This is a genomic window from Halopelagius longus, assembly GCF_900100875.1.
Classification (GTDB): Archaea; Halobacteriota; Halobacteria; order Halobacteriales; family Haloferacaceae; genus Halopelagius; species Halopelagius longus.
The window spans coordinates 476,235-488,205 of sequence record NZ_FNKQ01000003.1 but is presented as its reverse complement, the minus strand read 5'-3'; the positions used below and the strand labels follow the sequence as shown (position 1 = coordinate 488,205).

At 66.7% G+C, this 11,971-nt stretch carries 11 protein-coding genes; 8 read left to right on the top strand and 3 right to left on the bottom strand.

Annotated features, from left to right (window positions below):
- The first annotated feature begins 1 nt into the window (after position 1).
- The 4 genes from BLS11_RS13185 to BLS11_RS13170 all read left to right on the top strand — a co-directional run bounded on the left by BLS11_RS13185 (position 2) and on the right by BLS11_RS13170 (position 4,571).
- Positions 2–1,759 carry an ATP synthase subunit A gene (locus BLS11_RS13185; protein WP_092538181.1) on the top strand — a complete coding sequence of 586 codons (1,758 nt, stop codon included), beginning with the start codon at positions 2–4 and terminating at the stop codon, positions 1,757–1,759.
- A gap of 1 nt (position 1,760) precedes the next feature.
- Complete coding sequence (locus BLS11_RS13180) at positions 1,761–3,185, top strand: ATP synthase subunit B (RefSeq protein WP_092538179.1); 1,425 nt, start codon at positions 1,761–1,763, stop codon at positions 3,183–3,185.
- Positions 3,186–3,329: 144 nt separating this feature from the next.
- The gene (locus BLS11_RS13175; RefSeq protein WP_092538177.1) at positions 3,330–4,031 is read left to right on the top strand and encodes a V-type ATP synthase subunit D; all 702 of its coding nucleotides are present in this window, start codon (positions 3,330–3,332) and stop codon (positions 4,029–4,031) included.
- Between the two features lie 129 nt (positions 4,032–4,160).
- Positions 4,161–4,571, top strand: coding sequence for a DUF6276 family protein (locus tag BLS11_RS13170; protein WP_092538175.1), 411 nt, complete (start codon positions 4,161–4,163; stop codon positions 4,569–4,571).
- Positions 4,572–4,622: 51 nt separating this feature from the next.
- On the opposite strand, the gene prf1 is transcribed toward BLS11_RS13170, so the two are convergent.
- Positions 4,623–5,873 carry a peptide chain release factor aRF-1 gene (gene prf1 / locus BLS11_RS13165; RefSeq protein ID WP_092538173.1) on the bottom strand — a complete coding sequence of 417 codons (1,251 nt, stop codon included), beginning with the start codon at positions 5,871–5,873 and terminating at the stop codon, positions 4,623–4,625.
- A gap of 142 nt (positions 5,874–6,015) precedes the next feature.
- Between prf1 and minD the strand changes: the two genes are divergently transcribed.
- Both minD and BLS11_RS19455 read left to right on the top strand, forming a co-directional pair.
- Complete coding sequence (gene minD, locus BLS11_RS13160; protein ID WP_092538171.1) at positions 6,016–7,407, top strand: cell division ATPase MinD; 1,392 nt, start codon at positions 6,016–6,018, stop codon at positions 7,405–7,407.
- 78 nt (positions 7,408–7,485) lie between these two features.
- Positions 7,486–7,632, top strand: coding sequence for a hypothetical protein (locus BLS11_RS19455; protein WP_175454451.1), 147 nt, complete (start codon positions 7,486–7,488; stop codon positions 7,630–7,632).
- A 3-nt stretch (positions 7,633–7,635) separates the two neighbouring features.
- On the opposite strand, the gene argS is transcribed toward BLS11_RS19455, so the two are convergent.
- Entirely contained in the window at positions 7,636–9,390 is a 1,755-nt protein-coding gene (argS, locus tag BLS11_RS13155) for an arginine--tRNA ligase (RefSeq protein WP_092538169.1), read from the bottom strand.
- 272 nt (positions 9,391–9,662) lie between these two features.
- Here argS and BLS11_RS13150 point away from each other — a divergent pair, with 272 nt between their 5' ends.
- Positions 9,663–10,370, top strand: coding sequence for a DUF120 domain-containing protein (locus tag BLS11_RS13150; protein ID WP_092538167.1), 708 nt, complete (start codon positions 9,663–9,665; stop codon positions 10,368–10,370).
- Between the two features lie 2 nt (positions 10,371–10,372).
- Positions 10,373–11,053 carry a 3,4-dihydroxy-2-butanone-4-phosphate synthase gene (gene ribB / locus BLS11_RS13145; protein ID WP_092538605.1) on the top strand — a complete coding sequence of 227 codons (681 nt, stop codon included), beginning with the start codon at positions 10,373–10,375 and terminating at the stop codon, positions 11,051–11,053.
- Here ribB and BLS11_RS13140 read toward each other — a convergent pair.
- On the bottom strand, positions 11,045–11,929 hold the full coding sequence (locus BLS11_RS13140) for an NAD-dependent epimerase/dehydratase family protein (protein WP_092538165.1): 885 nt from the start codon (positions 11,927–11,929) through the stop codon (positions 11,045–11,047). The two genes, ribB and BLS11_RS13140, sit on opposite strands and share 9 nt — an antisense overlap.
- Between the last annotated feature and the right edge of the window lie 42 nt (positions 11,930–11,971).

The following is an 11,971-nucleotide window of genomic DNA, read 5'->3' as shown; positions in this document are numbered from 1 at the left end:
CATGAGTGCAACACAAGAGACCGTCCGAGAGGACGGCATCATCGAGAGTGTGAGTGGTCCCGTCGTGACCGCACGTGACCTCGACGCCCGGATGAACGACGTCGTCTACGTGGGCGAGGAAGGTCTGATGGGCGAGGTCATCGAAATCGAGGGTAACATCACGACGGTTCAGGTGTACGAGGAGACGTCCGGCGTCGGTCCCGGCGAACCCGTCGAGAACACGGGAGAACCGCTGACCGTCGACCTGGGCCCGGGTCTGCTGGACTCCATCTACGACGGCGTCCAGCGACCCCTCGACGTGCTCGAATCGAAGATGGGCAGCGCGTTCCTCGACCGCGGTGTGGACGCGCCCGGAATCGAACTGGAGAAAGAGTGGGGCTTCACCCCCGAAGTCGTCCCCGGCGACACCGTCGAATCCGGCGACATCGTCGGCACCGTCGAGGAGACGGTCACCATCGACCACAAGGTCATGGTTCCGCCGACGTACGAGGGCGGCGAAGTCGTCACCGTCGAAGAGGGCGACTTCACCGTCGAGGAGACGGTGGTCGAACTCGACAACGGCGAAGAGATAACGATGCGGCAGGAGTGGCCGGTCCGCGAGGCCCGACCCTCCGACACGAAGAAGACGCCGCGGACGCCGCTGGTCTCCGGTCAGCGCATCCTCGACGGTCTGTTCCCCATCGCGAAGGGCGGGACGGCCGCCATCCCCGGCCCGTTCGGCTCCGGAAAGACCGTCACGCAGCACCAACTGGCGAAGTACGCCGACGCGGACATCATCGTCTACGTCGGGTGCGGCGAGCGCGGTAACGAGATGACCGAGGTCATCGACGACTTCCCGGAACTGGAGGACCCCTCCACCGGGAACCCGCTCATGGCCCGGACCTCGCTCATCGCCAACACGTCGAACATGCCCGTCGCGGCGCGGGAATCCTGCGTGTACACGGGTATCACCATCGCGGAGTACTACCGCGACATGGGGTACGACGTGGCGCTCATGGCCGACTCCACCTCCCGGTGGGCCGAGGCCATGCGCGAGATCTCCTCGCGCCTCGAAGAGATGCCCGGCGAAGAGGGGTACCCCGCGTACCTCGCCGCGCGCCTCTCGGAGTTCTACGAGCGCGCCGGCTACTTCGAGAACATCAACGGCACGGAGGGGTCGGTCTCCGCCATCGGGGCCGTCTCCCCGCCCGGCGGCGACTTCTCCGAGCCCGTCACCCAGAACACGCTGCGCATCGTCAAGACGTTCTGGGCGCTGGACGCCGACCTCGCGGAGCGTCGGCACTTCCCGGCCATCAACTGGAACGAGTCGTACTCGCTGTACAAGGACCAGCTGGACCCGTGGTTCCAGGAGAACGTCGCCGAAGACTGGCCCGACGAGCGCCAGTGGGCGGTCGACGTCCTCGACGAGGAGTCCGAACTGCAGGAGATCGTCCAGTTGGTCGGTAAGGACGCCCTGCCGGAGGACCAGCAGCTGACGCTCGAAGTCGCGCGGTACCTCCGCGAGGCGTACCTCCAGCAGAACGCGTTCCACCCGACGGACACGTACTGTCCGCCGGAGAAGACGTACCTCATGCTCACCGCCATCCACCACTTCAACGACGAGGCGTTCGATGCGCTCGAAGCCGGCGTCCCGGTGGACGAGATCATCTCCATCGAGGCCGCCCCGCGCCTGAACCGCATCGGCGTCCAGGAGGACTACGAGGAGTACGTCGCGGAACTGAAAGACGACATCTCCGAGGAAATTCGGGAGCTGTACTAAGATGAAAGAATACCAGACAATCACCGAGATCAGCGGTCCGCTGGTGTTCGCCGAAGTCGACGAGCCGATCGGTTACGACGAGATCGTCGAAATCGAGACGCAGAACGGCGAAACCCTGCGCGGACAGGTCCTCGAATCCTCGGACGGCCTCGTGGCCATCCAGGTGTTCGAGGGCACGAGCGGTATCGACCGAAACGCGTCCGTCCGCTTCATGGGCGAGACGCTGAAGATGCCCGTCACCGAGGACCTCCTCGGACGCGTCCTCGACGGGTCGGGCCAGCCCATCGACGGCGGCCCCGACATCGTCCCGGACGAGCGCCACGAAATCGTCGGCGCGGCCATCAACCCCTACTCCCGGGAGTACCCCGAGGAGTTCATCCAGACCGGCGTCTCCGCCATCGACGGCATGAACACTCTAGTCCGCGGACAGAAGCTCCCCATCTTCTCGGGGTCGGGGCTGCCGCACAACGAACTCGCCTTGCAGGTCGCCCGTCAGGCGACCGTCCCGGAAGAAGAGGAAGGCGACGACGACGAGGGCTCGGAGTTCGCCGTCATCTTCGGCGCGATGGGTATCACCGCCGAGGAGGCCAACGAGTTCATGGAGGACTTCGAGCGCACGGGCGCGCTCGAACGCTCGGTCGTCTTCATGAACCTCGCGGACGACCCCGCAGTCGAGCGGACGGTCACGCCGCGTCTCGCGCTCACCACCGCCGAGTACCTCGCCTTCGAGAAGGACTACCACGTGCTGGTCATCCTCACGGACATGACCAACTACTGCGAGGCCCTGCGCGAAATCGGCGCGGCCCGCGAAGAGGTGCCGGGCCGACGCGGGTACCCCGGATACATGTACACCGACCTGGCACAACTGTACGAACGCGCCGGTCGTATCCAGGGTCGCGAAGGCTCCGTGACGCAGATTCCCATCCTCACGATGCCGGGTGACGACGACACGCACCCGATTCCGGACCTCACCGGATACATCACCGAGGGACAGATCTACGTCGACCGCGACCTGAACAGCCAGGGCATCCAGCCGCCGGTCAACGTGCTTCCGAGCCTCTCGCGTCTGATGGACGACGGTATCGGCGAGGGTCTCACGCGCGCGGACCACGCGGACGTCTCCGACCAGATGTACGCCGCGTACGCGGAGGGTGAGGACCTCCGCGACCTGGTGAACATCGTCGGTCGCGAGGCGCTGTCGGAGCGTGACAACACGTACCTCGACTTCGCCGACCGCTTCGAGGAGGAGTTCGTCGATCAGGGGTACGACACGAACCGCTCCATCGACGAGACGCTCGAAATCGGCTGGGACCTCCTGTCGATGTTCCCCAAGAAGGAGCTCAACCGTATCGACGAAGAGCTCATCGAGGAACACTACCGCGAGGACGCCGCCGACGAGGGCGCGGAAGAAGTCACCGCCGACTAACCCGCGTCTCGCGTTCGGACGTTCTTTTCGTCGACGACGCCGAACCCGGAGCGACGCCACCGTGTTTTCTTCGCGTACGCGTGCGCGATGGCGAACTCGGACTGAAAAGGATTAACCCCCTCCGTCCACAAGCGTCCCCCAAGGATGGCCGAAGACGTCAAACCGACTCGGAAGAACCTGATGGCGATAGAGGACCGCATCGAACTCTCCGAGCGAGGCCACGACACGCTGGAGCAGAAGCGCGACGGTCTCATCATGGAGTTCATGGACATCCTCGACCAAGCGCAGGACGTCCGCTCCGAACTCAACACCAACTACGAGACCGCCCAGCGGAAGATAAACATGGCGCGCGCGATGGAGGGCGACGTCGCGGTGCGCGGCGCGGCCGCGGCGTTGAAAGAACACCCCGAGATTACGACCCAATCGAAGAACATCATGGGCGTCGTCGTCCCGCAGATCGAGTCCTCGCGCGTGAAGAAGAGCCTCGACCAGCGCGGGTACGGGCTGCTCGGGTCGTCGGCCCGCATCGACGAGGCCGCCGACGCCTACGAGGAGCTGTTAGAGAGCATCATCCTCGCCGCCGAAGTCGAGACGGCGATGAAGAAGATGCTCAGAGAGATCGAGACGACGAAGCGCCGCGTCAACGCTCTGGAGTTCAAACTTCTGCCCGACCTCTACGACAACCAGGAGTACATCGAGCAGAAACTCGAAGAACAGGAGCGCGAAGAGACGTTCCGCCTGAAGAAGATCAAGGGCAAGAAGGAAGAAGAAGAGAAGGAAGAACGCGAGGCGGCCGAAGAGGCCGAGACGACTCCGAAGGAACGCCCCGCCACCGCCGACGACTGACGGACGCCCGACGTCCGAGTCGGTCGGACTCACCTTCGGCCACACCCATCCCGTTTTCTCTCGCTTCTGTCGTCCGGTAGAGGTCGGTATCGTCGGATTTTCCCGCACCCGCGACTCACATTCGGGTGCATGATTCGCACGTGTACGGCCTGCGGCGGCGACTTAGTTCCCTTCCTCGTTCCGGACGGACTCGGAACGCACGCGCCCGTCGAGGGCGACGACGCCCCGGCGGACGCCGCGGCCCTCTGTTCTCGGTGTCTTCGAACTTACCCCGAACCGGACGCCTCCGACGCGACGACGTTCGACGCCGTCGCGGACTACTTCCCGCGCGGCGACGGCGGCGCGGCGGTGGCGCTTCTCCTCGGGATGCTCGACTCGTTGGCGCTGAACCGCGCCGCGATAGAGACGCTGGTCGACCGCGCCGAACGCGAAGGCGCGGACGTTCTGCTGACGCTCGACCGGATCGACGGCGACGCGACGCTCGACCCGCACTTCGACGTGGGCCGCCGTCGCACGCAGGTCGAACAACTGCTGGTCTGATCCCTCGGAGAAGAGCGGCGACGATTCGCCGTTCGGCCGGATTTAAACGATTTAGACGCCCGTGGCGTAGCGGAGGATGCCCGCGACGCCGCCGAAGGCGTCGTGCAACTGTTCGCCCTTCTCGAAGTCCGTCGAGATGAACTTCGTCTCCGTCCCTCGCTGTTCGGCGATGGACATCAGATGCTCGATGGCGTCCTCGCGGTCCTTCTTTTCGGCCTCCTGACCGCACTCGGTGCACTCGTGGCCGGGGTCGCCGTGGCGTCGGTCCACGACTTCGTACTCCTCGTGGCCCTGCGGGCACTCGTAGATGACCACGTCCGAGTGGAGATCCTCGGAGAGGAGGAGGCGGTCGACGGAGCCCATGACGAGGTTCTTCCGCGTGGGGCCGAACCCGTACGTCGCCTCCTCGCCCGTGTGGAGCTTCTCGAAGAACTCCTCCATCTGGGATTTGTCCTTCATCACCTCTTGGTCGGCCAGCACGTCCTGTGCGGCGTCGACCAAGTCCTTGAGTCCGGACTCGTCGGTGTAGGAGACGTCGAACTTCCCGACGACGAGGTCCTGCAGTTCGTGGTGGAGGTAGTCGCCGTCCAAGAACTCGTCTTTCGTCGGCGACGGACCGCCCACGAGGATGCCGTCTATGTCGTGTCGCTTCGCGACGAACAGGTCGTTTGCCATCTCCGCGACTTCCTGATAGAAGTTGTCGATGGCTTCCAGACGGAGGCGGGCGAACCGCTGGGCGGACTGACCACCTTTGCGCTGCTTTCCGGGGACCAGCGACGACGCCGACTTGACGGGTTCGACGCGCTTGCCTTTCAGCCACCCGACGTTCGCCTCCCGTCGGTCGAGGACGATGAGGCCGAACAGCCCCTTGTCCGTGAGCATGTTCTCCAGCGGTTCCGTCAGGAAGTCCGAGTCGCAGTGGTAGCGGAACGACTGGATGGGCTCCGGGGGACTGTCCAACACCTTCGTCACCATCTCCGTCTGGCCGCCGCCGGAGTTGACCGCCCCCGAGAAGATGACGATGCCGTTCTCCGGCGGGTAGGTGTCGTAGTAGCGGAGGCGGTCCTTGATGGATTTCAGGGCGTCTTGGACGGCCGTTCGCGTCTGTTTGGACTTGATGTTCGACGCCTCCGAGTGTTCCTGCGTGACGTGGGCGACGACGTCGGATATCTGCTTGTCCTCCGGGATGTAGATAGTGACGAGTTGCGTTCCGGAGCCCTCGAAGTCCTCGAGCTCCTCGATGACCTTCCGGAACTCGTACTTCCGGCGGTCCTCGCTCGCCTCTTCGGCGTCGGTACTCATTATCGAATATACGCCGTCGAGAGGCTAAGTAACCTACGACTGTCACGGAACGTTCGGACGGGCGGCAAAATCGGTGGCGTGTGGGCGGTTCGCTCGGAATAGGTTTATGTGGTTGTCTTGGGTGAGTCCGAACGAGTAAGATATGGGACGGGTGTACGCAGTGGTCAGCGCGAAGGGAGGCGTCGGGAAGACCACGACGACGACGAATCTCGCGGCGGCGCTCGCCGCGGCGGGCGCGAACGTCGCCGTGGTGGACGGCGACCTCGGGATGGCGAACCTCGCGGGGGCGTTGGGCGTCGTGCCGACGGAGCCGACGCTCCACGACGTTCTCGCCGGCGAGGCAGACGTGTCCGAGGCGACGCAGGAGGGACCGCACGGGATGGCCGTGGTTCCGGGAGCGACGGACCTCGACGCGTTCGCCCGCGCGGACCCCGAGGGTCTCCGCGCGGTGCTCTCCGAACTGGCCGAACGACACGACTACGTCCTGCTCGATACGGGGGCAGGACTGAGTAACGACACCGTCGTCCCCCTGACGTACGTGGACGAGGCGCTCCTCGTCTCGACGACGGGGCGCGACGCGTTGGGGGACACGGAGAAGACGCGGCAGGTGGCGGTGCGCCTCGACGTGCCGGTGGCGGGCGCGGTGCTCACCCGGGTCGACCCCGAGGACCCGAACGTCGCCACCGTCGAGGAGCAACTCGACGCCGAGATACTGCAGGCGATACCGGACGAGACGGTCGTCCGACGCGCGGGCGACGCGGGCGAACCGCTCACGACGTTCGCGCCCGGAAGCTCCGCCGCCGCGGCGTACCGAGCGCTCGCCGCCGACCTGACCGGCGAGTCGGTCCCGCAACCCGACGCCGCGCCGGAGGCGACGGGCGAGGCGGACGGTCCGACCGACGACGGTAGCGCCGCAGGCGTGGAGACGGACGTCTCGGACGCGGAGACGGACGCCCCGGATACGGGGACGGACGCTCCGGACGCCGCTACCGCCGCCGCGGCGGACGACAGCGCGGCCGGCGAGTCGGACGACGGCGACGGCGACTCCGGCGGCGAGGCCGCCGAACGCGACGACGGTATCATCGTCGCGGGCGACCACGAGGCCGACGGAGCGTCGGACCGGCCCGACGGAGACGACGAGGCGGCCGAGGAAGGCGTATCCGCCGACGAGACCGCCGAATCCGCGGGCGAGGACGCCGCCGACGGCGACTCCGCGGACCCGCTGGCGGACCCGACGGCGGACGACGCCGCCGTCGGCGATTCGAGCGACTCGGACGACGCCGCCGCGGACGACGACGCGGACGACGGTCCTCTCGTCGAGGCGGCCGAACCGGAGGCGACCCCGGACGACGAGCAGATTCCGTTCGCCAGCGACTCCGACGGCGACGAGGCGGACGACGAGGACGACGACGAAGACGAGGACGACGACGACGGCGTCTACACGACCGAGTTAGGCGAGAACGCGGAGGGGACGAACGAGCGCCGCGACGACGACAAGAAGAAAGGCGGCCTGTTCGGTCGGTTCCTCGGCTGAGTCGCCGACGCCCGTCCCGTCCGCTCGGCGGAGCGACGAACGGGAAGTTCTTTTACGCGGCTGTTCGCAGGCGTTGGTATGGCAGAATCTAACTCTGGCGTCCCGTTCTGGTGGATCGTTCTCTTCGTCCTGCTGGCGTTAGGCGCGGGCGCGCTCGCGGTCACCACGGTCGGCGGGTCGCTCGTCTCCTCGCCCGAGTTCCTGATGCCCGTCTTCGGGCTGTAACGCCTACATCGAGTCGGGCGCTTCGATACCCAGCACGGAGAGCGCGTTCGCCACGGTGTGACGGGCCGCCTCGACCAGTCCGAGGCGCGCGGCGGCCACCGCGTCGTCGTCGGCGTTCAGCACCGACCGCTCGCGGTAGAAGGCGTTGAACGTCTCGGCGAACTGCCGGACGTACGTCGCCACGACGTGCGGTTCGAGGTCGTCGGCCGCCTCCTCGATTACGGCGGGGAACCGCGCGATGGTCGCTATCAGTTCGCGTTCCTCGGGCGAATCGAGGAGTGACGCGTCGGTGGTCGCCTCGATGCCGGACGACTCCGCCTCGTCGAGGATGCCGCAACAGCGAGCGTGAACGTACTGGACGTACGGGGCGGACTGGGCCTCGAAGTCCAAGGCTCGCTCCCACTCGAACGTGATGCCCTTCGTCGGCTGTTTCGAGACGATGTCGTAGCGGACGGCTCCAATGCCGACCTGTCGGGCGATGCGGTCGATGTCCTCGTCGTCGAGTTCGTCGTCGCGGATGCGACTGTCGAGGCGCGTCTCGACCTCCTCGCGGGCGCGGCGGACCGACTCGTCCAGCAGGTCGTCTAGATCGACGCCCGTCCCCTTCCGGGTGGACATCCCGCCCTCGGGGAGGTTCACCCACGAGTAGAACGTCTGGCGGAGTTTGTCGGTGTCGTTGCCGAGTATCTCCAAGGCGGTTTCGAGTTGTTCGGCCTGCAGTTTGTGGTCCTCGCCGAGGACCGTCACCGCCTCGTCGTAGTTGTCGAACTTCCACTCGTGGTGCGCTAAGTCGCGCGTCGTGTACAGTGTCGTCCCGTCGGACCGGAGGAACACGAGGTTCTTCTCGAAGTCGAACGGCGAGAGGTCCAGTTGCCACGCCTCCTCCTCGTAGACGGCGTACTCGGAGTCTTTCAGTCGCTGAACGAGGTCCTCGGCGTCGCCGTTGCGGATGAACTTCGTCTCCTTGACGAACCGGTCGAACTCCGCGGGGAGGCGTTCCAGCGAGGCGGTCATCCCCGACAGCACCTGATCGACGACGACGGCGACGCGTTCGAACGTCTCCTCGTCGCCCGCTTCGAGACCCTGCATGATGCTCGCTATCTCCTCCTCGGCGGCTTCGACCTCCTCCTCGTCGCCCGCTTCGAGGAAGGCGTTGCCCTTCCGGTAGTAGCGGACCAGTTCGTAGTCGGAGCGGTCCCGTTCCGGTTCCGGCAGGTCCTCCTCGTCGAACGTCTCGTAGGCCCACGTGAAGACGGCGACCTGTCGCCCGGCGTCGTTGACGTAGTAGTGCCGTTCCACGTCGTTACCGGCGAACTCGAGGATGCGCGCGATGGCGTCGCCGAGGATGGGGTTCCGCGCGCGCCCGACGTGGACCGGTCCCGTCGGGTTCGCGCTCGTGTGTTCGACCACCACGTCCTTCCCGGTGTCCGGGAGGCGGCCGTACTCGTCGTTGCGGCCCGCTTCGAGCGTCTCGGCGTAGTAGGCGTCAGAGACGTGGAAGTTCACGTACGGCCCCTGCGGTTCGGCCGAGTCGAGGTACGTGTACCCGGTGGCGTCTATCTCCTCGGCGATGTCGACGGCGACTTTCGGCGGCGGCGCGCCGACTTCGCCCGCCAACCGGAAGGCGACGCTCGACGCGAGCGTCGCCGACACGTCCTCCGGTGGCTCTTCGACGCCGAGGTCGTCGGTCGGCAAGCCGAGCGCGGAGAGTGCAGTAGAGACCGCGTCCTCGACCTCCGAACGGAACTCTCTAAACATGCTCCGAGGTTCTTGTGGCGCGGCTAAAGGCCTTTCCGAACGGCGTCGGACCGGCCGAACTGCGCCTCGGACGCTCCGTCGCCGGCAACGCTCCCCCGCCGTCCGACGAGGCGGGCGTCACCGCCGGAACCGACGCACTTACCCCCGCCGTCCGACAATCTCGATTACGAACCGGTCCGTCGCCGCGACCGACTCCGCGCGCCCTCCTTAACGATTCTGTTACGCATCTCATATTCGGTACGCTTATTTCGGGCCGTCTCGAAGACGCAGGTATGTCAGAATCGGCAGTCGCCGCCGTCGGGTACGACGAACTGGCCGCCCTGAAGTTCGTCGCCCTCGAAGGCGGACGCTCCGGTCCGGTGAAAGTCTCCTGTTCCGGGCTGGCGTCGCGCCTCGACGCCTCCAGCCAGACCGCCTCGCGTCGCCTCCAACGACTCGAAGACGCAGACTACGTCGAACGCGACGTAGTGGCGGACGGGCAGTGGGTCTCGGTCACCGACGAGGGCGAGGCGGCCCTCCGAGCGGAGTACGCCGACTATCGCCGCATCTTCGACGCCGACGACGCCGAGACGGTCGAACTCGGCGGCACCGTCACCGGCGGCATGGGCGAGGGCAAACACTACATCTCGCTTTCGGGGTACATGGAGCAGTTCGCGGAACGCCTCGGCTACGAACCGTTCCCCGGGACGCTCAACGTCCGCCTCGACGACGATAGCGTCAGGGCGCGCGCCGGGATGGCGTCGCTGTCGGCCGTCCCCATAGACGGGTGGGAGGACGAGGAACGGACGTTCGGCCCGGCGACCTGTTACGCCGCGACGGTCGAGTTCGAGGGCGAGTCGTACGACGAGGCCCACATCATCGTCCCCGAACGCACCCACCACGACGAGAGCCAACTGGAGATCATCGCGCCCGACAAACTCCGGGACGAACTCGGCCTCTCGGACGGCGACCGCGTGACCGTCCGGGTGGAGGAGGTGTGACGGTGGCCGGAACCCAACGAACGGACGAGGCCCTCGCCCGCGCCCTCTCGGCGTTCCGCGCCGGCGACCCCGTTCTCGTCCACGACTTCGACGACAGGGAGGGCGAGACGGACATCGTCTACCCCGCACGCGCGGTCACGGCGGCGGACGTGGCCCGCCTCCGCAACGACGCGGGCGGACTCGTCTGCGCCGCCGTCTCGGACGCCGCCGCGGAGGCGATGGACCTCCCCTTCTTGGAGTCCGAAATCGACCACCCCGCCGCCGCCGACCACGAGTTGGCGTACGACGACCGGTCGTCGTTCTCCCTGCCGGTGAACCACCGCGAGACGTTCACGGGCATCACCGACGAGGACCGCGCGTTGACCGTCACGAAACTGAGCGAGGCGGCCGATGCCGCCGTAGAGGGCGAGTACGACGCCGAGGACTTCGCCGCCGACTTCCGCGCGCCCGGCCACGTCAACGTCCTCCGGGGCGCGCCGGGACTCCTCGACGACAGGCGCGGCCACACCGAACTCGGCCTCGCACTCGCCGCGGAGGCGGGCGTCGGCCCCGCAGTCGTCGTCTGCGAGATGCTCGACGACGAGTCGGGCGCGGCGCTTTCGACCGACGCGGCGCGCGAGTACGCCGAGCGTCACGGCTTCCCCTTCCTCGACGGCGACCGAATCGTCGACGCCTTAGCGTAACTCCCGCCAACTCCGCTCGGGTTCCCACCCGAGCAACCGCCGCGCCTTCTCCGTCGAGACGAGCGATTCGTACCCCTCGAAAGTCTTCTTCGTCTCCACGTCGGGGTACTCCTCGGCGACGAGTTCCGCCGTCTCCATCTCCGCCGTCGTGTCGTCGGCGGCGACCCAGAACCGTTCGTGGCCCTCGAAGTCGGCCTCTATCGCCCGACGGACGGCGTCTGCGGCGTCCGCCTGTGCGAGGTACGAAAACAGGGTGTTTCGAATCGTCTTGAAGTTCTCCGACTGGTGAAGCGCCGCCAGTCGCCGGTCGGCGTCGCTGAACGTCTCGCGCATCTGCTTCTCCGTCGGCATCCACGGGAACCGGAACGATGCGATGGTCGTCGGCCCGTCCGGTCTGCGGGCGAACCCGTCGGCGGTCACTTCGAGAACCTGTTTGCCGAGGCCGTAGGGGTTCGACGGCGTCACGGGGTGGTCCTCGTCCACCGGGAGGTACGAGAGGCGGACGGGACCGGGTTCGAAACTCGCGCCGAGAGCGCTCATGCTGGAGGCGAGGACGACGGTGTCGATGCCGAGCGATTCGGCCGCTTCGAGGACGTTGTACGTGCTCATCGCGTTGCTCTCGTAGACGACGTAGCCGGGGTCGTGGTCCGGTTTCGAGAGCATCCCGAGGTGGACGACGGCGTCGGCGCCCGCCGTAGCGAACGCGCCGTAGGCCTCCCCGGCGTCGGTCATGTCCGCCCGGAGGTTGGCGTCGCCGACGGACCCGCCGCTTCGACTGCAGTTCACCACGCGGTACCCCGCGTCTTTCAGTGCGTTCACGACGGTGGGGCCGATGCGACCCGTCCCGCCGGTGACGGCGACAGTCTTCGGTGGCATTCGTGACCGACCGACGCGCCCCGGCGCAAAAAACCCCGCGCG

Bases quoted from the DNA above. Each gene is read 5' to 3' on its own strand.
- BLS11_RS13185 (WP_092538181.1), top strand. From the start codon at position 2: ATGAGTGCAACACAAGAGACCGTCCGAGAGGACGGCATCATCGAGAGT.
- BLS11_RS13180 (WP_092538179.1), top strand. From the start codon at position 1,761: ATGAAAGAATACCAGACAATCACCGAGATCAGCGGTCCGCTGGTGTTC.
- BLS11_RS13175 (WP_092538177.1), top strand. From the start codon at position 3,330: ATGGCCGAAGACGTCAAACCGACTCGGAAGAACCTGATGGCGATAGAG.
- BLS11_RS13170 (WP_092538175.1), top strand. From the start codon at position 4,161: ATGATTCGCACGTGTACGGCCTGCGGCGGCGACTTAGTTCCCTTCCTC.
- prf1 (WP_092538173.1), bottom strand. From the start codon at position 5,873: ATGAGTACCGACGCCGAAGAGGCGAGCGAGGACCGCCGGAAGTACGAG.
- minD (WP_092538171.1), top strand. From the start codon at position 6,016: ATGGGACGGGTGTACGCAGTGGTCAGCGCGAAGGGAGGCGTCGGGAAG.
- BLS11_RS19455 (WP_175454451.1), top strand. From the start codon at position 7,486: ATGGCAGAATCTAACTCTGGCGTCCCGTTCTGGTGGATCGTTCTCTTC.
- argS (WP_092538169.1), bottom strand. From the start codon at position 9,390: ATGTTTAGAGAGTTCCGTTCGGAGGTCGAGGACGCGGTCTCTACTGCA.
- BLS11_RS13150 (WP_092538167.1), top strand. From the start codon at position 9,663: ATGTCAGAATCGGCAGTCGCCGCCGTCGGGTACGACGAACTGGCCGCC.
- BLS11_RS13140 (WP_092538165.1), bottom strand. From the start codon at position 11,929: ATGCCACCGAAGACTGTCGCCGTCACCGGCGGGACGGGTCGCATCGGC.